This window comes from Macrococcus equi (genome assembly GCF_047426745.1).
GTDB classification, from domain to species: Bacteria; Bacillota; Bacilli; order Staphylococcales; family Staphylococcaceae; genus Macrococcoides; species Macrococcoides equi.
Genome location: NZ_CP179732.1, coordinates 1,670,819 through 1,692,363, shown reverse-complemented (window position 1 = coordinate 1,692,363; position 21,545 = coordinate 1,670,819). Strand labels below are relative to the sequence as shown.

The following is a 21,545-nucleotide window of genomic DNA, read 5'->3' as shown; positions in this document are numbered from 1 at the left end:
ATATCAAAATTATCCAATTCATCACTACCTTTTTATTTTAATTCAACAACCGTTACACCAAATCCGCCTTCAGAAGGCATGCCACCTCTAAATGAATTAACTGCTTTTGATTTTCTTAAAAACTGTTGAACACCTTTTTGCAGTGCACCCGTTCCTTTTCCGTGAATGATGGTTACCTGACTATAATTAGACAATATTGCCTGATCTAAATATTGTTCAACTTTATATAAAGCATCTTCATAACGTTCTCCGCGTATATCAAGTTCCATTTTAATCGTTTGACGATTGGCACGAGGTACAACACGTACTTTTTCTTGTTTTGGTGCTTTCTCTTTTTCTAATTCATTCAAAGGTAATTTCATTTTTATAATGCCCATCTGAACAACCGCTTCGTCTCCATCAACTTCCAGGATAACTCCCTTTTGACCATAACTTAACACTTTAACGTGGTCACCTTTTTCAATAATCTCATCTTTCTGTGACTTCTTATTTTCTTTAATCTTTGTTTCATGATACATTCCTGAAAGTTTTGAACGTTGTTCAATAAGCTCATTTTCTTTAATATCTGCGTTTGACTTTAATTCACGTAGCTGTTTTAATAATTCGTCAGCTTCTTTCTCTGCTTTCTTTACAATATCATTTGCTTGTTGCTTAGCATTTTCAATTAAATTTTCTTTCTGTTTCTCATAACTTGTAAATGCTTTATTCAAATCTTTATGTAAAGACTGTGCTTCAAGCTTAAGATTTTCAGTAAGCACACGGTCATCTTCTATTTGTTTCGCATTTTTTTCAAGTGATGCAATCATATTATCTATTTCTTTGTTATCCATATTAATCATCTGACGCGCTTCTTTAATAATAGATAAATCCAGTCCTAGTTTTTTAGCGATATCAAAGGCATTACTTTTACCAGGGATACCCATGAGCAATCGATATGTTGGACTGAGTGACTCAACATCAAATTCAACACTGGCATTCATCACATGTTCACGGTTATAGCTGTACGCCTTAAGTTCAGGATAATGAGTCGTTGCCATCGTCATCACTCCACGATTTAAGCAGCGATCAAGAATGCTCATGGCAAGTGCCGCACCTTCAGCAGGATCAGTACCGGCACCAAGCTCATCAAACATCACAAAGCTGTTTTCAGTCATATTTTCTAAAATTGATACAATATTTGTCATATGACTAGAAAATGTTGAAAGTGACTGTTCAATTGACTGTTCATCTCCGATATCACAAAATACTTCATCAAATACACTTATGGTAGCTCCTTCAAATGCGGGAATCATCATGCCACTTTGAGCCATTAAAATGATTAAGCCTGTTGTTTTTAGTGTTACAGTTTTACCACCGGTATTTGGTCCGGTAATAATCACCGAATGAATGTCCGGATAGAAGACAATATTATTCTTTACAACCGTCTCTTTTGGCAACATAGGATGCCAGGCTTTCGGTAAATCAATCGTACGTTCCTCAGCAATATTTGGCATCACCATTTTATTTCGATTGCCATACTTTGCTTTCGCAAGCAGTACATCAAAATCAGCAAGTACTTTTGTTGAGTACGTTAAAGCATTATCGTATTCTGCGACTTCATTCGTTAATTCATACAGGATTCGTTCAACTTCCTCCTGTTCTCTATGTGTAACACTGCTGAGTTCAGTTGATAATTGAACAATACTATTTGGTTCAATATAAAATGTCTGTCCACTCGATGAAGTATCGTGAACGATACCCGGAAAATCCTGCTTATACTCACTTCGCACAGGAATAACCTGACGGCCATTACGCACTGTAACGATTGCATCAGATAATTTTTTCTGATTATTAGAGCTTCGAACTATTTGTTCAAGTTTTTCTTTAATCTTACGATTGATTCGGTTCATTTCCTGACGAATTTGAGCAAGTTCAGCTGAAGCATTATCATACAAACTTGTTTCATCACATTTTGACTGAATAGATTCTGCAAGCTCAGTAATTGTCGGTAAGTTTTTTAGCTGATGATAAATAATGGGAATTTCTAGTTCTCTTTCTTCAAATTGATTGAAGATATAAGTCTTGTATCGATTAATGACTTTGATATTATGTTTAATTTTATTGAGCTCGATAACCGATAATACTGATCCAATAACCGCACGTCGCACAAGACCATCAATATCTGATAACATACTCATGCCCGGTTCACTTTGTCCCATTTCAATCAACCGTGCTTCTTCAAGCCTTTCAAACATTTCGTTGATTTCATTAATATCTGATGTGGGGTGCGTTGTGTTTAAGATGCGCTCTGATAATTCATTTTGAGCATATTCCATAACATTTTTTATGATTTTGTCATATTCTAATATACTTAATGCTTTTTTATTCATTATATTTACTTCCCTTTTGTTACCCATTGTTTAAATGCTTCGCGGTCCATCGTATTAATGACCTGATTTCGTTTTACCCTACCTTTTATGGCAGTTCCTACGCCATAAGTCATCAAATCAAGCTGATTTATCGCATGTGCATCTGTATTAATGGTTAGTTGTATACCTGGATATTGTCTTAATATATCTGATGATAAATCTAAACGCATTGGATGTGCGTTGATTTCAAGCGCTGTATTCGTTTCTTTTGCAACATTTATTAAAGTTTCAATATCAACAGCATATCCATTTCTTCTGCCAATCAAACGTCCAGTTGGATGTGCAATATGTCTAACATGAGGATTATGACAGGCATTGATCAGTCTTTTCATGATATCCTCTTCAGACTGTGTAAGTGCCTGATGTATTGCCCCTATAACATAATCAAGTTCTTTTAATACATCATCACTATAATCCATCGAACCATCAGGTAAAATATCCATTTCTATCCCTGAATAGATGTCAATCTCATTATATTGTTTATTTAACGACTTTATCAAAGCATTTTGCTCAAGTAAACGTTCTTCTGAAAGTCCGTTTGCTACATATAAACTTTTAGAGTGATCTGTAATTGCGATATATTCATATCCTTTGTCAATCGCTGCTTCGACCATCTGTTCAATCGTATGCGCACCATCACTGTAAGTAGTATGCATATGGATATCACCTTTTATATCATGTATTGTAATAATTTCATCCATACACTCTAACTCAAATTCTGAACCGTCCGTTCTCATCTCTGGCGGTATAAAATTAACATTAAAATGATTGTATATTTCTTTTTCTGATGCGTATTGAATCAGTGTACCATCTTCTTTTGTAATGCCATATTCACTGATTTTTTCATGCTTCTTTTTGGCGAGCTGGCGAATACGAATATTATGTTCTTTACTACCTGTAAAATGTTGAAGCATGTGTGCATATCCTGCCTGATCAGTAAATCTGAAATCTGCAGTAGTGATCAAGTCATCTCTTTCAACCTGCACTGTTATCTTTTCATTTCCTTGTAACTCAACTTCCTTAATAAAAGGAGCCTGACTTATATAATGACTAACAGCCGCTCTATCTTCAGTCTGAATGATATAATCAATGTCACCAGAGAACTCATTCTTACGTCTAAAACTTCCTGTTGCTTGAAATTTATTAATATCATTAGATTGTGATAGATAACGATCAATCATTGCAGTAAAAAGATGCATCTGATGAATACTTAAACGTTCAGTCATCGAAAGCATTTCTTCAATCGCTTTATAGATATTCTCTTCACTCTTTTTCCCAAAACCAGGAAGTGCGCTTATTTTATGATTCAGACATGCTTGCTTTAAGTCCTCAACATTATCAATGCCTAATGCCGCATTGATCTTTACTATTTTTTTAGCACCCAAATTTCTTATTTTAAGCATCTGAATGAGACCGGGCGGAGTTGCTTCTTTTAGTGTTAATAAAAGAGAGGATTCCCCGTTTGCTTTTATATCCTCAAGTACCTCAGCCACACCTTTTCCGACACCTTTAATTTCAGTAAATTTATCTAATGTATTAATATCTCCTTGATATGTTTCAATATTTGCAGCAGCTTTGCGATAAGCAGAAATTTTAAAAGGATTTTCGCCTGCTAATTCCAGATAAGTTGCAATCGTTTCTAAATATTTAATATATTCCTTTTTATTTATCAAATTATTTCCCTCCATAATAAAAGTCATAGACACATTTTGCCTATGACTTTATTTGAATATGTGAATCATACCGATATTTTCCCACCATGATTTTGCGATACCGCTTATAACAGGCGTATAATTTACGATGATGTTAGAGATAAAACTTCCTTCTAAATGGTCTTGTATCCATCCATTAGGCATCATCGCAAACAAAAAAAGTACGATGAAAAGTAATAAATAGCATTCAATAAAACCAAGTAGTGCGCCTAATGCAGCATTCATCTGTTTAAGTATGGGTAACTGTGCGATGTAATCGAATACTGTTGCCACCATCTGTAGCAGTACCTTACTGACAAAAAAGATAATGATGAAGCTGACAACATTATAAAACGTCATCTCATTAGTAACCATATTTAAAAAATGAGACTGATAATGTCCTTCGGCTGAAGGAAAAGGTATGATCAGTACAAGATGCTTAGCAAGAGCTGCATAGTACATACGCGCGATAATGAACGCGCCAATTGTACCGATTAAATGTAGTGACTGCAGAATAAATCCTCTTCTTAATCCTATAACAGTCCCCAGAATTAAGAAAAACAATAATATTACATTAATCATTTTGTTCGCCTGTTCTTTCTATAGAAATTAGCTTTTGTTTTAATAACTCATATTCTTCTTGTAACTTCACATAATCATCCATTATATTAACTGCAGCAAGTACTGCCTTACGAGAAGTGTCCAGCCCTGCACTCATCCGAGCAATTTCATTTATTCGATCATCTACAAGACTTGCTACGTGTCTGATATGACTCGGCTCATCCTCACCTATAATAGTATAATGTTGGTCATATATTGTTACAGTGATACGATTTTTAAATTCTCCCATAAAATCACTCCAACATCGTCTTTTATTAATGTTTATGTTACCATTTTTAGAGGATGTTATACAATAAAAACATACAACTGACCAAAATTTACGGAGTGAAACAATAATGAGTTCAAAAGTTCAGCAATTGGATAAAGACAGTGTATTAAAATTAATCAGTATATTACCCGAAAGTGAGTCAACTTTACCCCCCGGTTCAAAATACCGCAAGAAAATAGAAGGACATACCGTTACAATATATAACTCAAACAAATTTATGGTCCAAGGTGGTAATAGTGAAGCGCTAGCTCAAAGCCTACTTATGAAAGCAAACATAAAAATATCCGGGAGTAGTCCTACGAAGAAAAAGTCTGTAAGTATGACTGCTTATGACATCTTCAATTGTATCGGTAGTGACGAAGCAGGATCAGGTGATTACTTTGGTCCTATGACTGTTGTTGCTAGTTATGTCTCTAAAAGAAATGCAGAAATATTAAAAATATTAGGTGTGATGGATTCTAAAAATCTGAAAGATGAAAAAATCGTTGAACTTGCAGAACAAATTATACCAATCATTCCACATTCACTATTAGTTCTAGATAACCCTAAGTATAATGAAAGAAAAGCGCTTGGCTGGTCTCAAGTGAAGATGAAAGCTGTGCTACATAATCAAGCAATAACGAATGTATTGAAGAAAATTGATGGTGCGCCAGTCGATTATATTGTTATTGACCAATTTGCTGTACAAGGTGTATATGAAAACTATGCCTTAACCCCTATACCAGAACGCAGTAAAACACGTTTTGAAACAAAAGGTGAAGGTAAATCGATTGCCATTGCAGCAAGTTCTATTATTGCACGTTATGCATTTGTAAAATATTACGATGAAATTATTCGTGAAACAGGCATTCATATTACTAAAGGCGCTGGTGCAAAAGTAGATTTAGAAGCCGCAAAAATAATTAATAAAAAGGGTATAGAATATCTTGATTCGATTACAAAAAAAGACTTTAAGAACCGTGCGAAAGCATTAGCGATAGTGCAAAAAAAGAAATAGGAGTGTTAAGAGATGAATGATTACCTATATATGACGCTTGGTGTACTTGTATTTGTGTATCTGCTATGGTATATCAAAGTAAATTTGATTGATCGACGCAAGAAATAATCTTTGTTTGGGTCAAGGATGTAGCTACGCGGCTGTATTTTCCCTTTACAGCCGGTTGCTGCTTTTGCTTGTCATTTTCTGTTGAGTACGCGACTGTATTTTCTTGTTACAGCCGGCTGCTACTTTTGTTTACCATTTTCTATTGAGTACGCGACTATATTTTCTTGTTACAGCCGGCTGCTACACCTTTTTTTCATTTTCTGTCAAGTATGCGACTGTATTTTCTTATTACAGCCGGCTGCTGCTTTTGTTTACCATTTTCTATTGAGTACGCGGCTGTATTTTCCCTTTACAGCCGGCTGCTACTTTTGTTTACCATTTTCTATTGAGTACGCGACTGTATTTTCTTATTACAGCCGCGTAACACTTCAAATAAAGTATAACGATATCATTCCTTATAAACATACTTCTCTTCATTCTCTTTTAATAAAAAATCATTCGACTCATGTGGTAAATATTTGCTGTTTTTGTAGGTCCCAAGCTTTTGAAACTCTTTTGATAACACCTCTTTAATCAATGTTCTACCTAAACCGGTGAAGTCTACTATATCACTCACTGTCACTCCACTATTCTTTAGGATATAAACTGCATCGAAAGCAAGTCTGACAAGTTCTTTTTTGGTAAAAGTAGAACCACACCTACATTTAACTTTTTTAGCAGTCCTTTCAACCCGTGTCAAAAATTCACCACACGTCGGACACTTCACACCTTTCTTCATCTCATGATATGGATAGTAAAGTATACGAGGGATGATTCCTTTATGGTCATAATGTTCAATAAAAATTCGAGCAATTTCAACTTCTTCTTCAGTTACTTCTCTTTGATTTAATCGTTCAACAATTCTGTTGATATCTTTTTCAAATAATATACGCTTGTCACCATTGAATCCAGTAACATTAAATTGTTCACCCACAAAAATTATACAACTCACAACATCATAACCCATTCCTAACTTATCGACAAATCGTTTTAATCTCATATGTTGTTTAGTCTGTGAAGCTATAGGATTATGTATTACATAGCCATTCTCACTCACAAAGTTGCCATCAATATAATTATAGTTACCTTCATAAAATTTCGTATCAAAATGCATTATTTTTCCATCTGATACAATAATAAAATCATATTGTGATTGTCCATTCAATCTGAGACGTAAATCCCATATCTTTGCGCCACCAATGCAATCTTTAATATGCTCATAAAAATACTTCTCACCTAATAATCCTTTCTTAGTTGTAAACAAATTATCTTTATCATATTGTTCCATTTCAATGCGACCTTCTACTTCTAGAATATATCTCTCATATTGATTAAAGATTCGTGTTTTTAAAAACAAATAAATCACCTCTTTTAACATTAGTTAACACAAATAAAATATATATCAATTTATCAAATTATCTCAACAAAAAAGAAGCCATCCTATTAGATGGCTTCTAAATAAATTTATCCTCTTAACTTCGCTCCAGTTGCTGCAAGATTTTCAAGTACTTTATCATAAATTGGTTTAATGTCTTCTTCAGTTAACGTTTGTTCTGGGTTTAAGAATTCCATGCGAATCGCAACTGATTTCTTATCTTCAGCAATATGCTCACCTTGGTAAACATCAAATACTTTCGCTGATTGTAATAATTTATGATCTGTTTCCTCAATCACTTTAATTAATTCGCCAGTATCCATCGTACGCTCAACTTCTATCGCGATATCACGGCTTGTACCTGGGAATTTCGGAATCATGTTATAAAGAATTTGACCCTGAACATCATTTAATAGCATTTTTAAATCTAACTCAAAAATGTAAGTCTCGTTTAAATCGTTATCAGATTCAAATGATGGATGTAATTGACCGATAATACCAACTTTCACTTCACCAACATAAATATCTGCACTACGTCCTGGATGTAATAAAGTCTCTTCAGAACGACGATACTCAAATTTGATACCTAAACGGTCAGCAATCGCTTCAACTATCCCTTTAACATGAAAGAAATCAACTAATTCTTTTTTACCTTGGTGGTAACTTGGTGTTACCTCACCAGTAATAATTCCGGCAACATGTTCTTCTTCTGAAGGTAATTCAGATCCTTCAACTTTAAAGAATGTGTTCCCTACTTCATAGAATGCCACATTTTTCATTTGACGTGCGTTATTATAAACAACAGCATCAACTAAATGTGGGATTAATGATTGACGTAATTCCGCATGATCCGCACTCATCGGCATGAGTAACTTAACAGTGTCCGCTTGTTTCAATGCAAATTGCTTTGCTTTTTCTGTTGAAACTAGTGCATACGTAATTGCCTGGTTTAAACCTAATCCTTGCAACAATGATTTCACTGCACGTCGTTTGGCTTGATAATCAGTTAGACCCACCTGTTTATTCGTTTTAGTCACAGGTAATGTTGCAGGTAATGCATCATAACCGTAAATACGTGCTACTTCTTCAACTAAATCTTCTTTAATCGTGATGTCTCCTCGACGACTAGGTACGACAACGCTAAATGCATCACCATCTACTTTAGATTCAAAACCAAGACGCTCGAAAATGTTTTTAATTTCAGTGTTTGAAATTTCAAATCCGATTAAACGGTTAATATCTTCAGTTGTAATTTCAACGTTTGTAGTAAGTTCTGGTAATGTTCCTGCCGCAACAATTCCATTTAAAACTTCACCTTGTGCATTTTCTTGTAACAGATATGCTGCACGGTTTAATGCATCTTCAACGAATTCAGCTGCAACACCTTTCTCAAAACGGCTTGATGATTCCGAACGTAAGTTTAAACGTCCGGCAGTTTTACGAATATTTAATGGTGCAAACATTGCAGATTCGATTAATACGTTGACTGTATTATCCGTCACTTCAGAGAAATCGCCACCCATTACACCCGCAAGTGCCACTGGTTGTTCTCCGTTAGTTACGACGATATCAGTTGCTGTTAATTTGCGTTCCTGATCATCTAACGTTGTCATTAATTCACCATCATTCGCATAGCGAACTAAAATTTCCTTAGAACCAATCTTGTCATAATCAAACATGTGTAATGGTTGACCGAACTCAAGCATTACGTAATTCGAAACGTCTACTACATTGTTGATTGGACGAATGCCTGCTTTCATTAAACGACTTTGAATGTGTTCTGGAGATGGACCAATTTTTACATTTTTAACGACACGCGCAGCATAATATGGGCTCGCTTCGACATCATCAATCTTTATTGAAATATAATCACTTGCTTGTTCAACCGTTTCTTTAATTTCTGAAGTCGGTAAAGATAAACATTCTTCATATAATGCACTTGTTTCATATGCTGTACCAATCATTGACATACAGTCACTACGGTTTGGTGTTAAACCTAATTCCATTACTTCATCATTTAAATCTAATGCTTCTAACGCATCTTGACCTGGTTTAACGTCACCCGTGAATACATAGATACCAGTTGCGTAAGCTTCAGGCACTAAATTAGATGCAATGCCTAATTCTCCTAAAGAACAAATCATCCCGTTTGATTCAACACCGCGTAATTTTGCGCGTTTAATTTTAACGCCACCCGGTAAACGTCCGCCAGGTAGACAAACGATAACGTGTTGTCCTGCGTCAACGTTAGGTGCGCCACACACGATTTGTAATGTTTCTTCGCCCACGTTTACTTGGCACACATTTAATTTATCCGCATCTGGATGTTTTTCTTTCGATTCAACATAGCCCACGACTAAATTTTTAATATCTTTCTTATAATCAATAATTTCTTCTATCTCAATACCACTACGCGTAATTTTTTCTGCTAATTCTTCTACAGGTATATCCACGTTGACGTAATCACTTAACCACTCTTTACTTACTAACATCTACATTACCTCCATCTTCAGCACGTAAGAACTGTGTTACAAATCGTAAATCATTTGTATAGAAATGACGAATATCTTCAATACCGTATTTCAACATTGCGATACGGTCAGGACCCATACCAAATGCGAAACCAGAGTATTTCTTAGAGTCAAATCCAGCCATCTCTAAAACATTTGGATGTACCATACCCGCTCCTAGAATCTCAATCCAGCCTGTCCGTTTACATACGTTACATCCCTTACCTTTACATTTGAAGCAAGAAATATCGACTTCTACAGAAGGCTCAGTGAATGGGAAGAAACTTGGACGTAAGCGGATTTCACGATCTTCTCCAAACATTTTTTTCGCGAAGTATTCTAATGTCCCTTTTAAGTCACTCATCTTAATATTCTCATCAACAACTAAGCCTTCAATTTGTGTAAATTGATGTGAATGTGTCGCATCATCTGAATCACGACGATATACTTTACCCGGGCAAATAATTTTAACCGGACCTTGTCCTTTACGAGATTCTAACGTACGTGCTTGAACTGGAGACGTATGTGTACGCATTAAAACTTCATCTGATATATAGAAACTATCCTGCATATCTCGTGCTGGATGAGATTTCGGTAAGTTTAACGCTTCAAAGTTATAATAATCACTTTCAACTTCAAAACCTTCAACAACCTCGTAACCTAAACCTACAAATAAATCTTCAATATCTTCTACAATTCGATTTAATGGATGACTAGCACCACTTGTAAGTTCCTTACCAGGCAAAGTGATATCGATTGTTTCACTCGCTAATTTTTTGTTGATCATTTCACGTTGAATCTTTTCTTCAACTTCAGCAATCGCCTTTTCAACTGTTTGACGTGCGTCATTTACCAGTTGACCAAACATCGGTTTCTCTTCATTTGGTAAAGACTTCATCTCTTTCATTAAGCCCGTAATAACACCTTTTTTACCTAAGTAAGACACTTTAATATCTTGTAATTCTTTTTTCTCAGAAATTGCCTGTACCTTTTGAACAGCCTCTTCCTTCAACGCTTGTAATTTATCCTTTAATTCCATCGTGATGCCTCCTTAAATTTTTAGAAACAAAAAAATTCCTTCCATCCCTCATACAGGGACGAAAAGAATTCCGCGGTACCACCCAAATTTGCACATAAGTGCACACTTGTTGATGATAACGGTATCTACCGGCTTAACTTCTTATTAAGCAACCAAAAAGATGAAAAAATATGCTTCAATGACTATCTCACACCAAACGATAGCTCTCTTGACAAATCCACATATTACGTCTTTTTATCGGTCCTTTATTTCATTAGTTCTTATTATAATCAATTAAAAAATTATATTCAAGCTATAATTGATTTCGTTTTTCCTCGCGAGCCTCAAGATCTTTTACTCTTTTTTCGATACTTCTAATTTCATTCAGACGACGTAAAAAATAGAGAACCATTGCTATCAACGCTATAGCTATAAATAAAGTAAACAAAGTGAATAAAAGCGTACCCCACTGAATTCCTGCATGTGAATTTACATTAAGTAAAATATTAAATATGTCTACCATCGACTTTATACCTCTCTTTTTCTGCCTCAGTTTCAAATCTATTATTACCAAAGATCATATTAATCAATACTGTTCCAAAGATTATCTCATGAATGAAATAGGGTTTAGGTTGCTGTAATCTATAAATACTCCAGCCAATTAAAAACATAAATGCAATAATTAATAAAACAATTCTTACTTTCCAGTTAACACCCTTAAAATTAGCTCTTTTAATCTCTATCGGCACAAGAAATAATTTAATTAAGAATGTAGCAGCTATTAATGCTAAAGATAGATAAAAATGATTCTCAGCATTTAATCGGTCTTGCTCACTTAATTTTAAATTATAAAATGCATCCGAATGTAAGTATGATTCATCTCGAAATACCAATACATATAGTACGAATAAAAATAATGGAATAAAGGAAATCATTGAAATATACAAACTCTGATTTTTATATTGCTTGATCCCCATTTTGTAATGCGTATCAAAAATATGTGTGTAATAAAAATGCAGTTCTTTCTTAAAACGTTCTTTCATATCAATCAACTCCTCATTCCAATTATAACATTATATGGAATATATTGTCCCAAAAACATACAATATTGAAAAAAAATAATCCTTCTTTACGAAGGATTTATTCTTTCAAGCCCATTACCATATCAAAACGGACCAACTTATTTCTTGTCTCTTCTTTATTAAAATACATCGTGCATAACGCTTTATCTTCTAAAAGCTCTCTTCTTTTATTCTCACGCATAATCTCTGTAACAACGATATTACCACTCACTCGATTAGCGCGATATATCACTTCAAATTGCCAGTCTTGTTCATTCTCAAATCTGCAATTGAACAAATCAATTAACTCGTCGTAATTCATTTCATAAGGTTTTGCTTCATCTGAAATGAATACTGCTTTAATATCCTTAGAAATAATCTCTTTCATTTTCTCCATATCCTGACTACTCCAGGCTGCTAATAGATGAAAATATGCCATTCTCTACACTTCTCTCTTTAAAATAGTTTTAAATTAAGTGATACAATAAAATACCCGCACATACAGCAACATTTAAACTCTCTGCTTTGCCATGAATCGGAACATAAAGATTATGATCTGTTTGGGCAAGAATAGCCTCATCTACACCTTGTCCTTCATTTCCCAAAATTAACATGAAAGATTCACATGCATCTACTTGTTTATAGTCTACAGCATTTTCTAAACTTGTACCATATACTTTTCCATTAAATTTTGAACAAATTTCAGAAAACTCCATCTCTAATACCGGAATATGAAATACACTCCCTTGAGCTGCGCGCAATACTTTATCATTATAGATATCTACTGTACCTTTTGCTAGAATTACAGCATCAATACCCGCAGCATCCGCTGTACGAATAATTGTTCCTACATTTCCTGGATCTTGTATACGATCGAGATATACAATTTTTTTCATATCTACTTGAGAAGCGTCCGGCATATTACATACAGCATATATTCCTTGGGGTGCTTCTGTTTGTGATAATTTCTCTGCAACCTTAAAAGTAATTTCAAATTGTGCTTTACTACGATTTACCATCTCTTCAGTTAGTTTATCGGGTGACACAGTTAAGATCATCTCAATATCTATATTGCTCTTAGCTGCTTCTTCAACTAAATGAAATCCTTCAATTAAAAACTGTTGTGTCTTTTTTCTTTCTTTTCTCGTATGGAGTTTTGCGATTTGTTTTATCTTTATATTATTAACTGATTCAATGCGATCCATAATGTCCCTCTATTCATTTTAATTTGTCGTTCTTAATAATACTATAACCTTCTCTTTTTTGTGATAATCCTTCCATCACTTTATACCAGTCATGACCGTATTCATTGAATATTTCATCCATTAACTGACGCTGAGCTGCATTCAGCTCTTCAATCAACGCATATCCTTGTTCAGTAGGATATAGTTCCTTTAAACGTTTATCACTTTGCGATGTTTGCTCTATGATTAGAGCTTTTTCCTTCAGTACTTTTAATGTATGATGTGATCCCTGTTTAGATATTTCAAGCACCTGAAGTAAATCCTTCTGTGTTATCCCAGGTTTATTACAAATAAAAAATAAAAATCGATGATGCTGTCGCTGCATACCGAATTGCTCAATTATTTTGTCTGCGGTTGTAATGTAGGTCTTGTATGCAAAATAAAATAATATATGCTCATTGTCTCTGGATGGCATGTATTCGTCTCCCTATTCGTTACTTAATCTTATTATACGCTGTCATAAATAAATTTCAATTATTAGGTCAATGATATTGACTTAATATTATGTGAAGTTTATATTAAAAATAGAAGAATAATGATAAAGGAGAACTCAAAATGAAGCAAAGAATCGGTCAATTATTATTAGATACTCTAGCAGTTAATGGTGTTGATAAAGTTTTTGGTGTGCCTGGTGATTTTACGTTAGCATTTTTAGATGATATCGTAAGCCATGATAAATTAGAATGGATCGGAAATACAAATGAATTGAATGCTGCTTATGCTGCAGATGGATATGCACGTGTTAAAGGACTTGCTGCAGTGAGCACAACGTTTGGTGTTGGTGAGTTAAGTGCAGTCAACGGAATTGCAGGAAGTTATGCAGAACGTGTTCCTGTTGTAAAAATTGCAGGTGGCCCATCAAGTATTGCCCAAAAAGAGGGACGTTATGTCCATCACTCATTAGGTGAAGGTGTATTTGATTCATATTCTAAAATGTACGAACATATCACATGTGCGACAACTACACTCACTGTAGAAAACGCTCAAACTGAAATTCCGCGCGTCATTAATGCTGCGATACGTGAACGTCGTCCAGTGCACATTCACTTACCAATTGATGTTGCATTAACGGAAATCGCAGTAAATGATACACCTGTAGCTTACCAACATGCAGCGCAAGACGTAAGTCAGTATATTGACGCTGTTTCAGAAAAGTTAGCGACTGCAAAACAACCTGTACTAATTGTTGGACATGAAATTAATTCATTTGATTTACATGAAAAATTAGAACAATTTGCTGATTTAACAAATATTCCTGTCGCACAGTTGTCACTTGGTAAGTCAGCATTCAACGAGGAAAGCGATAAATATCTAGGTATTTTCGACGGAAAAATTGCTGAAGAAAATGTACGTAATTATGTTAACGGCTCAGACTGCATCATTAACTTAGGTGCGAAATTAACAGACTCAGCAACAGCAGGGTTCAGTTATGAGTTTGATATCAATGAAGTCATTTTCATGAACCAAAATGATTTCAAAGCAGGCGCTTTAGTAACTGACGACGTATCAATTATCGACTTAGTTGATGGATTACTAACAATCGATTATAAAAACACAGCTGATTATCCTACATTCAAACGTTCAAAAATGGATTATGAATTAAATGATGAACCTTTAGAGCAGGAAAACTACTTTAAATTAGTCAATGCATTTTTAGAAAAAGATGATATTCTACTCGCTGAACAAGGAACATCATTCTTCGGTGCATATGATTTATCATTGTATAAAGGCAATCAATATATCGGCCAACCTTTATGGGGATCAATCGGCTACACATTCCCTTCATTACTAGGAAGTCAACATGCTGACCTTAATCGTCGTAACTTATTACTCGTAGGTGACGGATCATTACAACTTACAGTTCAAGCTTTATCAACAATGATTCGCACAGGTATTAAACCAATTATCTTTGTCATTAATAATGACGGTTATACAGTAGAGCGTTTAATTCATGGCATGGAAGAACCATATAATGACATTAAAATGTGGAATTATAAGATGTTACCAGAAGCGTTTGGTGCAAACGAGGAAGTTGTTGTGCATGACGCGAAAACTTCAAACGAGTTAAAAGCAGTAATGGATAAAATTAACGCTGACAAAGAGCACTTGCACTTCGTTGAAATCCATATGGGTGTACAAGATGCGCCTAAAAAGTTAATCGATATTTCTAAAGCATTTGCTGAGGCGAATAAGAAGAAATAATTTATGTAACCCCCACCATGCACAAGATTGTGTATGGCGGGGTATTTTTGTGGGCTGTTTAGGATTGTGGGATTGTGGTTTCCTTTTTATGATTCTTTCCGTCACTTTAGTTTCCGAGTAGGCAAAACCTTACTTTCAATGGATATTCTTGCGCGAAGCTCTCGTCGTTAGGGCAAGATTTTCAAATTATTGTAATTTCTTACCCCAACTTAAATTACTTCGGGCAAGCTTTACTAATATTTTACTATTACTTTATCACCTACGAAATATTCAAACACATCTGGCATCTTCATCTCACAAAATTCTTCATATCCAAACGCCCCATCAGTTAAATGATTGAATAATACAGAAAATGAAGTGCCATGACCACAAATTATGATATTACCATCACACTTTTCAACGATTGATTCAAAAGCTGGAACGATTCTTTTCTTTACCTCATTTAGGGACTCACCGTCCTCTAATTTATAGTCAAAGTCTTTCCATTGTCTTTCAGCAAATTCAGAGAAATTATCTATCCAATCACCGACTGTACGTTCATAAAAGTCATCAATAATTTCGACGTCCATCTCCTTATAATCAGCAATTGGTTGAACTGTATCGATCGCTCTTTTGAATGGACTAGAAAAAATATTTGTGATCTCCATATCTTTAAACAAATCCACTAGTTCTTTCGCCAGTTCTACTCCTTCTTCAGTTAATGGAGCTCTTTCATCGTGTTTAAATCTTATATCCCTAATAGAGTGTCTAATAAAATATATTTGCTTCATGTTTATCCCCCTAATACTTCACTACCTTCAATCCCATTTGTTTCAATTCACCAGCTAACTTATTATCCATCACTCTTACTTCATACTCATGACCAATTGAATACAACACACTTTTACCATCCTGTAGAAATGCGATATCAATATCGACTTCAATTGGGGAAAAGTCGAAACCATCCTCCTTATAAAAACAATTAAACTACTTTATCATATTAACCACTCGCTGGTTATAGTGAAAATAATATAAATTACCTAGATGATTTCCTTGCGTACCTGGCCATTTTCTTTGTACTTTCATTTCAATGAATTCAGGCGATAAGTTTTTGTATACACATGTTTCAGTAAAATCTTCACCTAACGTACAAGTTATTAATATCGTATCTGCTTATACTAATAACTTACGGATGACTGTTCAATAAGATTCTTTATTATTTGATATTAAGTAATGCATAATTTTTCTCCTCTCGGAAAATGTTCCAATAATTCATTCATTACGTTATAATCATCGGCTAACACAATTGTTATTGAACTATCCATTGCTACAATTTCAAATACAGCTTTACTTTCGATATGTGATAAACCGCCATTCCATATAACAGGATCCTCAGTAATATCATATTCTACAGCATCTCTTTCTATTTCTTCCCAACTGAATTCATTTGGAAATCCTGAAAGTACACCCCAAACCCATTGAACATCTGAATAAGATGCTAAAGCCTTATAAAACGTATCTCCGTCCATCAATTGATTATTGGGTTGATCAAACGGGAAATCATCATATAGAAAATCCCCATTATGTTCGTGTGCATTGATTTTCCACTTTAATGATTTCACATATAGCTCAATGTACTTAAGAACTTCAAATGGATAAGTCCTATAACCTGCTTCGTTCAAAATTATACCGTACATATAGTCATCCTTTATTTTTCTTTTTCCTTTCATCACCGTTTACAATCGCAAGAATTAAATATGAAATAAACTCTATAATTTCACCAATAATATAAATCATCTTTTCACCTTATCTTTCTTTTCTTCTCTTCTATAATACATAAATAGCAATGTACCAAAAATAATATTTAATATTGTAAAAGTAATGCCAGACACCGTAACATAGTCTTCACTTTTTGGATTACCACTCGTAAAAAGTTTTGCCAGTAGATCTGGTAAAACAATGTAAATCATAACACCAATAAAGAACCAATGTTTAATTATTGCACAAATAAGTATAAACAATATTGCAATCGTTATTCCTATATAAAAACTATATTTATCATCCATTGTAACTAAACTTGGACTTTCTGTTTTTCTTAATAAGAATTCTCCTAAAATACAAAATACTAATAATGATAAAGAGACACCTATTGCCATTACGTATGATTTCTTTTGATCGCCATATTTCACCAGCAACGTTTTCATCACCCATAATTCAAGTGGTGCTAGTACAAACATTAATAGACTATAATAAATAACTCTATTTACAGTCATATCAAAATCACCTTGAATTAAATTTGGTACGGTGAAGAAACAGATCGCTGAGACTATCATCAGAAATATAAAACTAAACATACTCTTATCAAAAGGCAGCTCACTAGATATCGACTTAATATATTCTTTCACCGATCCCCCTGTTACACTTTCAACACTTTCGCCTCTTAATTCAGCTTCATATAAATGATCACGGAGTTCTTCTTCTATAGCAACAATATCTTCATCTTTCTTTCCTCTTGATGCCAATTCTAATCGCAATTGTAATAGAAAATGTTCTGCTTCATTACTTAACATCATCAACACTCCTCATTAAATTATTAATACCTGTATTCAGCAAACTCCATTTTTCTTTAAATAATACAAGTTCTTTCATTCCTTCATCTGTTATCGAATAGTATTTCCTTTTTGGACCACCAGAATCTGACTTAATCATGCGTGTGCTAACATAGCCTTTTTTATCAAGGCGAAGTAAAACAGGATAAATGCTCCCATCACTAATTTCAGGAAATTCATTTTCTTTTAATTTCTCTAAAATTTCATAACCATATGTCTCTCCTTGAGAAATTAAACCTAGAATTGCTCCATCTAATAATCCTTTCATCATTTGATTATGAACTGACATTTGAAACCTCCTTGCTCAAGATAGCTATCTTATAATATAAGATAGTTTATAAAATAAAAAAAGTCAACTATCTTATAATATAAGATAGTTGACTTATTAAAATTTTTCTAATTATTTAGTATTTTATCAAGCCAAATTCTTTGTTCCTCACTTAATTTTGAATAAACATTTTCATAATCTAGTAAATCTTTGTTACGAACATTGTTGCTATTCATCTTGTATAGTAATTGAATTTCAGGTTCTATCACTTTAATTTCATTTGAAATAAAATAAAAAGAATCAATAGGTCGACGTATATCTCTATTTCTTTTATAAATCCAGTCTCCGTCTTTAGACTCGAATAACATTATTTCAAGAAAAAATGGAGAAAATTTATCTTTTGATATCCATAATGAATCTGACGATAAAATATTATTTTTATTTTCTAATAAATTACCATCTCTTGCTATAAAAATCTGATATTGTTTGAAAAATCCTAACACTTCTTTGATATATTTGATATCTAATAAAATATCTATATCATCATGTTCCCGAGTCCTTTTTTTCATAAATTCATCTAATGCATAACCACCTGCTAAATACCATTCAAAAGGAGCATCTTTCAACAGCAGTTTTAAATCAGAAACTCTAAATTTCATCCAATTATCAAAATCACTTCTCATAGATCACCTCTATATTCTAGCTATCCAAATTAATTCATCATCTTCTCTGATTTTTTCAAAATGTATGTTTAAATTTTTCTCTAAATTTTTTATGATATTACATTTAGTAAAATCATTATCAATTGCATAATTATCCCAATAATCATCTACTTGTATAATAAGCTGAGAATTCATTGGTTTCGTTCTATTTATATACATTGATACGCAATAATTATTCAATCGTTTTTTTGAATACTCGATAAATGATTTATAGACTGAATATAATAGTTTTTCATTTTTATATTCATCATCTACATATGTAAATTGAGGAATGTATATATTACAATAACCTAAACTAGAAATTTAATACTCATCAACATTAAAATTATTTATTTCTTGAAATATTCGTTTTTTACCTCTAATCTTTTTCAATTTTTACCTCCAAAAAAATACCCACATTTCTGTGGGCAACCCTATTTCTTCACTTCAAATATATAATCATTTGTTAATTTATTTGTAATCGTTAATTCATAATCAAGCCCTCGTGCTTCTGCACCGTCAACTAAAGTATTAATCTCCTGTCTGTTAAAATAGTTCTTCGTGGCAATCAATAGACATGTCATAACCAACAATAAGGCACATATAAAAATCAATTGTTTAATATTTTTATTCATCAGTAACCTCCTTGTCTCATCCACCTTTATATTACCACAATCACCCATTTCAACTCAATATTAGTAAGTCTGATTAATTATCTTTTCGACTACTTCATCATTCAATCCTTCAACGACAGCCGTCATAAGTTTTACCGCTTCCTGATAATCTCCTCTATGCATCATCGACACATTACTATGGATATAACGTGTCGGAACAGCGATTGTAACGGCAGGCACCCCTTCATTGCTTTGTGCAACATGCCCTGCATCGGTATATCCTCCTGTTAAATGATCAAATTGTATGTTAATCCCTTCTCTTTCAGCTACGTCTTGAATGTAATGTCTAAAGCTAACATGCCCAATATTCCAGGCATCAGAGAGAATAATCACCGGTCCGCTACCCATCAACGCATTTCCCTCTTTTTCCATACCTGGCGTTAATGCATCAAAACAAACGTCCATCGCTATAGCAAGGCTTGGTCTAACTTTGTTCGCTGCCGTTTTAGCACCACGAGACATCGTTTCTTCCTGAGTCACTGCACCTGAATATAGATTGATTTTCGGTTGCTTTACATCTCTTAATACTTCATATGCCAACGCACAACCAAATCGATTATCAAATGCTTTCGCTAATAAGTAGTTTGGATTTTCCATCACTTCAAATTCACTGTATGGCGTGATACAGTCGCCAATTTTAATACCAGCATTTATCGTCTCTTCTTTTGATGCTGTGCCAATATCAATAAACATATGTTCAAGACTTACTTTATTACGCTCTTCCGCATTGAGTACATGTGGTGGCTTTCCACCAATTACTCCACGAATATCACGCTCTTTAGTATGTATCGTAACTTTCTGACTTGTCATCACTATGGGAGACCAGTATCCTAAATTCGTAAACTTAATAAATCCCTTGTCAGTAATATCTGTTACCATAAAACCAATTTCATCTAAATGTCCAAGTAATAATACACTATGTTCGCTTTCTGCTTTCCTCATTCCAAAGATACTTCCTGTATTATCTCGAATACTTTCAATGTTTAGTTCATCAAATAATTGCTGCATAAGTTTTGTCATCGGTAATTCAAATCCTGATGGCGCATTACAATCTGTCATTTTTTTAAGCAATTCTAATTGATTATCCATAATACTTCCCCTTTGAATTTAATTATTTCACGAGTCTTTTCTTAAATTTTTCTTTATAATCTTCTGGTAATGCTTCTACTTCCAGTGCTTTCTTTATTAATTCCTGATTCTTTTTATCGCCATACATTAGTTCATTGAATTCATTAAGCGTAAAGCCTGTTTCGTCTTTTTTAATTAAACTAAGTTGACTATTGGGTGCCACAATACCTTCAACTAGTACTCTAAAATAACAACCTGTAGCACGACTTGCACTCATCATTTTCACGATATTTGGCACACCGTGAACCTGTGCAATGGTATTACACGGTCCTCTTCCTTCTGTCACTTGAATGACCGCTTCACCAAGTTTAAATGTATCTCCTATACAAATTGTTTCCTTATCCAGACCGACTGTCGTAATATTCTCACCCATTAAACTATACTCAGTCTGAGTATTCATATAATCCTGCCAAAGTTTATAATCATTATAGTCATATAAGCAAACAGCTTTATTTACCCCACCATGTGCTTTATATACTTGATGATCTCCAACAAAACCCGTAATGGTTAATAGTGTGGGTACTTCTATTGGATATTTATAGTAAGCTGTGCGTTTCTCTTTGCCGTTATAAACTTTTTTTACAATTTTTCCTGTACAAATTCTTCTCACTTCATATTGCATGTCGTCACCCCATCCGTTGCTTTAACTTAAGTTTATATATTTATAGAATATAAGTAAATTATTAAAAGACCCATATACAAGT

At 33.9% G+C, this 21,545-nt stretch carries 22 protein-coding genes and 1 other annotated feature; of the genes, 2 read left to right on the top strand and 20 right to left on the bottom strand.

What is annotated here, in order from left to right; translation table 11 throughout:
* Nucleotides 1-32: 32 nt before the first annotated feature.
* The 4 genes from ACMGE6_RS08885 to zapA are packed head-to-tail and all read right to left on the bottom strand — an operon-like array spanning nucleotide 33 to nucleotide 4,949.
* Nucleotides 33-2,369, bottom strand: coding sequence for an endonuclease MutS2 (locus tag ACMGE6_RS08885; RefSeq protein ID WP_414053498.1), 2,337 nt, complete (start codon nucleotides 2,367-2,369; stop codon nucleotides 33-35).
* A 5-nt stretch (nucleotides 2,370-2,374) separates the two neighbouring features.
* On the bottom strand, nucleotides 2,375-4,078 hold the full coding sequence (polX, locus tag ACMGE6_RS08880) for a DNA polymerase/3'-5' exonuclease PolX (RefSeq protein WP_414054847.1): 1,704 nt from the start codon (nucleotides 4,076-4,078) through the stop codon (nucleotides 2,375-2,377).
* A 51-nt stretch (nucleotides 4,079-4,129) separates the two neighbouring features.
* Nucleotides 4,130-4,681: a CvpA family protein gene (locus ACMGE6_RS08875; protein WP_414053497.1), complete on the bottom strand. Its 552-nt coding sequence runs from the start codon at nucleotides 4,679-4,681 to the stop codon at nucleotides 4,130-4,132.
* A complete protein-coding gene (zapA, locus tag ACMGE6_RS08870; RefSeq protein WP_414053496.1) occupies nucleotides 4,674-4,949 on the bottom strand; it encodes a cell division protein ZapA in 276 nt (91 codons plus the stop codon). The genes ACMGE6_RS08875 and zapA overlap by 8 nt, the downstream gene beginning before the upstream one ends.
* 106 nt (nucleotides 4,950-5,055) lie before the next feature.
* On the opposite strand from zapA, the gene rnhC reads away from it, so the two are divergent.
* Nucleotides 5,056-5,985, top strand: coding sequence for a ribonuclease HIII (gene rnhC, locus ACMGE6_RS08865; RefSeq protein WP_414053495.1), 930 nt, complete (start codon nucleotides 5,056-5,058; stop codon nucleotides 5,983-5,985).
* A 496-nt stretch (nucleotides 5,986-6,481) separates the two neighbouring features.
* Here the strand turns inward: rnhC and ACMGE6_RS08860 are convergent, their stop codons facing one another.
* The 8 genes from ACMGE6_RS08860 to ACMGE6_RS08825 all read right to left on the bottom strand — a co-directional run bounded on the left by ACMGE6_RS08860 (nucleotide 6,482) and on the right by ACMGE6_RS08825 (nucleotide 13,695).
* The gene (locus tag ACMGE6_RS08860) at nucleotides 6,482-7,429 is read right to left on the bottom strand and encodes a nuclease-related domain-containing protein (protein ID WP_414053494.1); all 948 of its coding nucleotides are present in this window, start codon (nucleotides 7,427-7,429) and stop codon (nucleotides 6,482-6,484) included.
* A 107-nt stretch (nucleotides 7,430-7,536) separates the two neighbouring features.
* The gene (pheT, locus tag ACMGE6_RS08855; protein WP_414053493.1) at nucleotides 7,537-9,939 is read right to left on the bottom strand and encodes a phenylalanine--tRNA ligase subunit beta; all 2,403 of its coding nucleotides are present in this window, start codon (nucleotides 9,937-9,939) and stop codon (nucleotides 7,537-7,539) included.
* Entirely contained in the window at nucleotides 9,926-10,996 is a 1,071-nt protein-coding gene (pheS, locus tag ACMGE6_RS08850; RefSeq protein WP_414053492.1) for a phenylalanine--tRNA ligase subunit alpha, read from the bottom strand. Before pheS ends, pheT begins: the two co-directional genes overlap by 14 nt.
* 51 nt (nucleotides 10,997-11,047) lie before the next feature.
* Nucleotides 11,048-11,246: a binding site (T-box leader), on the bottom strand.
* 42 nt (nucleotides 11,247-11,288) lie between these two features.
* The gene (locus tag ACMGE6_RS08845) at nucleotides 11,289-11,498 is read right to left on the bottom strand and encodes a hypothetical protein (protein WP_414053491.1); all 210 of its coding nucleotides are present in this window, start codon (nucleotides 11,496-11,498) and stop codon (nucleotides 11,289-11,291) included.
* The gene (locus ACMGE6_RS08840; protein ID WP_414053490.1) at nucleotides 11,482-12,018 is read right to left on the bottom strand and encodes a hypothetical protein; all 537 of its coding nucleotides are present in this window, start codon (nucleotides 12,016-12,018) and stop codon (nucleotides 11,482-11,484) included. Before ACMGE6_RS08840 ends, ACMGE6_RS08845 begins: the two co-directional genes overlap by 17 nt.
* A gap of 97 nt (nucleotides 12,019-12,115) precedes the next feature.
* Nucleotides 12,116-12,475, bottom strand: coding sequence for a nuclear transport factor 2 family protein (locus tag ACMGE6_RS08835; protein WP_414053489.1), 360 nt, complete (start codon nucleotides 12,473-12,475; stop codon nucleotides 12,116-12,118).
* A gap of 28 nt (nucleotides 12,476-12,503) precedes the next feature.
* On the bottom strand, nucleotides 12,504-13,241 hold the full coding sequence (locus ACMGE6_RS08830) for a TrmH family RNA methyltransferase (RefSeq protein ID WP_414053488.1): 738 nt from the start codon (nucleotides 13,239-13,241) through the stop codon (nucleotides 12,504-12,506).
* Between the two features lie 13 nt (nucleotides 13,242-13,254).
* Nucleotides 13,255-13,695, bottom strand: coding sequence for a MarR family winged helix-turn-helix transcriptional regulator (locus ACMGE6_RS08825; RefSeq protein WP_414053487.1), 441 nt, complete (start codon nucleotides 13,693-13,695; stop codon nucleotides 13,255-13,257).
* 140 nt (nucleotides 13,696-13,835) lie between these two features.
* Here ACMGE6_RS08825 and ACMGE6_RS08820 point away from each other — a divergent pair, with 140 nt between their 5' ends.
* Complete coding sequence (locus ACMGE6_RS08820) at nucleotides 13,836-15,482, top strand: alpha-keto acid decarboxylase family protein (protein ID WP_414053486.1); 1,647 nt, start codon at nucleotides 13,836-13,838, stop codon at nucleotides 15,480-15,482.
* A 233-nt stretch (nucleotides 15,483-15,715) separates the two neighbouring features.
* Here the strand turns inward: ACMGE6_RS08820 and ACMGE6_RS08815 are convergent, their stop codons facing one another.
* The 8 genes from ACMGE6_RS08815 to ACMGE6_RS08780 all read right to left on the bottom strand — a co-directional run bounded on the left by ACMGE6_RS08815 (nucleotide 15,716) and on the right by ACMGE6_RS08780 (nucleotide 21,463).
* Nucleotides 15,716-16,252, bottom strand: coding sequence for a histidine phosphatase family protein (locus ACMGE6_RS08815; RefSeq protein ID WP_414053485.1), 537 nt, complete (start codon nucleotides 16,250-16,252; stop codon nucleotides 15,716-15,718).
* Nucleotides 16,253-16,687: 435 nt separating this feature from the next.
* Nucleotides 16,688-17,158, bottom strand: a complete 471-nt coding sequence (locus tag ACMGE6_RS08810) for a hypothetical protein (RefSeq protein WP_414053484.1) — start codon at nucleotides 17,156-17,158, stop codon at nucleotides 16,688-16,690.
* A 96-nt stretch (nucleotides 17,159-17,254) separates the two neighbouring features.
* The gene (locus tag ACMGE6_RS08805) at nucleotides 17,255-18,031 is read right to left on the bottom strand and encodes a hypothetical protein (protein ID WP_414053483.1); all 777 of its coding nucleotides are present in this window, start codon (nucleotides 18,029-18,031) and stop codon (nucleotides 17,255-17,257) included.
* On the bottom strand, nucleotides 18,021-18,359 hold the full coding sequence (locus ACMGE6_RS08800) for a PadR family transcriptional regulator (protein ID WP_414053482.1): 339 nt from the start codon (nucleotides 18,357-18,359) through the stop codon (nucleotides 18,021-18,023). The genes ACMGE6_RS08805 and ACMGE6_RS08800 overlap by 11 nt, the downstream gene beginning before the upstream one ends.
* A gap of 107 nt (nucleotides 18,360-18,466) precedes the next feature.
* Nucleotides 18,467-19,021 (bottom strand): nucleotidyltransferase domain-containing protein, encoded by a 555-nt coding sequence (locus tag ACMGE6_RS08795; RefSeq protein WP_414053481.1) that lies wholly within the window; start codon nucleotides 19,019-19,021, stop codon nucleotides 18,467-18,469.
* A 452-nt stretch (nucleotides 19,022-19,473) separates the two neighbouring features.
* On the bottom strand, nucleotides 19,474-19,674 hold the full coding sequence (locus ACMGE6_RS08790; protein ID WP_414046130.1) for a hypothetical protein: 201 nt from the start codon (nucleotides 19,672-19,674) through the stop codon (nucleotides 19,474-19,476).
* A gap of 60 nt (nucleotides 19,675-19,734) precedes the next feature.
* Nucleotides 19,735-20,802 carry a M42 family metallopeptidase gene (locus tag ACMGE6_RS08785; protein ID WP_414053480.1) on the bottom strand — a complete coding sequence of 356 codons (1,068 nt, stop codon included), beginning with the start codon at nucleotides 20,800-20,802 and terminating at the stop codon, nucleotides 19,735-19,737.
* 22 nt (nucleotides 20,803-20,824) lie between these two features.
* A complete protein-coding gene (locus ACMGE6_RS08780; protein WP_414053479.1) occupies nucleotides 20,825-21,463 on the bottom strand; it encodes an MOSC domain-containing protein in 639 nt (212 codons plus the stop codon).
* Nucleotides 21,464-21,545 lie beyond the last annotated feature (82 nt).

Bases quoted from the DNA above. Each gene is read 5' to 3' on its own strand.
- ACMGE6_RS08875 (WP_414053497.1), bottom strand. From the start codon at position 4,681: ATGATTAATGTAATATTATTGTTTTTCTTAATTCTGGGGACTGTTATA.
- ACMGE6_RS08795 (WP_414053481.1), bottom strand. From the start codon at position 19,021: ATGAGAAGTGATTTTGATAATTGGATGAAATTTAGAGTTTCTGATTTA.
- ACMGE6_RS08805 (WP_414053483.1), bottom strand. From the start codon at position 18,031: ATGTTAAGTAATGAAGCAGAACATTTTCTATTACAATTGCGATTAGAA.
- ACMGE6_RS08785 (WP_414053480.1), bottom strand. From the start codon at position 20,802: ATGGATAATCAATTAGAATTGCTTAAAAAAATGACAGATTGTAATGCG.
- ACMGE6_RS08825 (WP_414053487.1), bottom strand. From the start codon at position 13,695: ATGCCATCCAGAGACAATGAGCATATATTATTTTATTTTGCATACAAG.
- ACMGE6_RS08830 (WP_414053488.1), bottom strand. From the start codon at position 13,241: ATGGATCGCATTGAATCAGTTAATAATATAAAGATAAAACAAATCGCA.
- ACMGE6_RS08835 (WP_414053489.1), bottom strand. From the start codon at position 12,475: ATGGCATATTTTCATCTATTAGCAGCCTGGAGTAGTCAGGATATGGAG.
- ACMGE6_RS08820 (WP_414053486.1), top strand. From the start codon at position 13,836: ATGAAGCAAAGAATCGGTCAATTATTATTAGATACTCTAGCAGTTAAT.
- ACMGE6_RS08815 (WP_414053485.1), bottom strand. From the start codon at position 16,252: ATGAAGCAAATATATTTTATTAGACACTCTATTAGGGATATAAGATTT.
- ACMGE6_RS08885 (WP_414053498.1), bottom strand. From the start codon at position 2,369: ATGAATAAAAAAGCATTAAGTATATTAGAATATGACAAAATCATAAAA.
- pheT (WP_414053493.1), bottom strand. From the start codon at position 9,939: ATGTTAGTAAGTAAAGAGTGGTTAAGTGATTACGTCAACGTGGATATA.
- rnhC (WP_414053495.1), top strand. From the start codon at position 5,056: ATGAGTTCAAAAGTTCAGCAATTGGATAAAGACAGTGTATTAAAATTA.
- ACMGE6_RS08790 (WP_414046130.1), bottom strand. From the start codon at position 19,674: ATGAATAAAAATATTAAACAATTGATTTTTATATGTGCCTTATTGTTG.
- ACMGE6_RS08800 (WP_414053482.1), bottom strand. From the start codon at position 18,359: ATGTCAGTTCATAATCAAATGATGAAAGGATTATTAGATGGAGCAATT.
- ACMGE6_RS08780 (WP_414053479.1), bottom strand. From the start codon at position 21,463: ATGCAATATGAAGTGAGAAGAATTTGTACAGGAAAAATTGTAAAAAAA.
- zapA (WP_414053496.1), bottom strand. From the start codon at position 4,949: ATGGGAGAATTTAAAAATCGTATCACTGTAACAATATATGACCAACAT.
- pheS (WP_414053492.1), bottom strand. From the start codon at position 10,996: ATGGAATTAAAGGATAAATTACAAGCGTTGAAGGAAGAGGCTGTTCAA.
- ACMGE6_RS08810 (WP_414053484.1), bottom strand. From the start codon at position 17,158: ATGTACGGTATAATTTTGAACGAAGCAGGTTATAGGACTTATCCATTT.
- ACMGE6_RS08840 (WP_414053490.1), bottom strand. From the start codon at position 12,018: ATGAAAGAACGTTTTAAGAAAGAACTGCATTTTTATTACACACATATT.
- ACMGE6_RS08845 (WP_414053491.1), bottom strand. From the start codon at position 11,498: ATGGTAGACATATTTAATATTTTACTTAATGTAAATTCACATGCAGGA.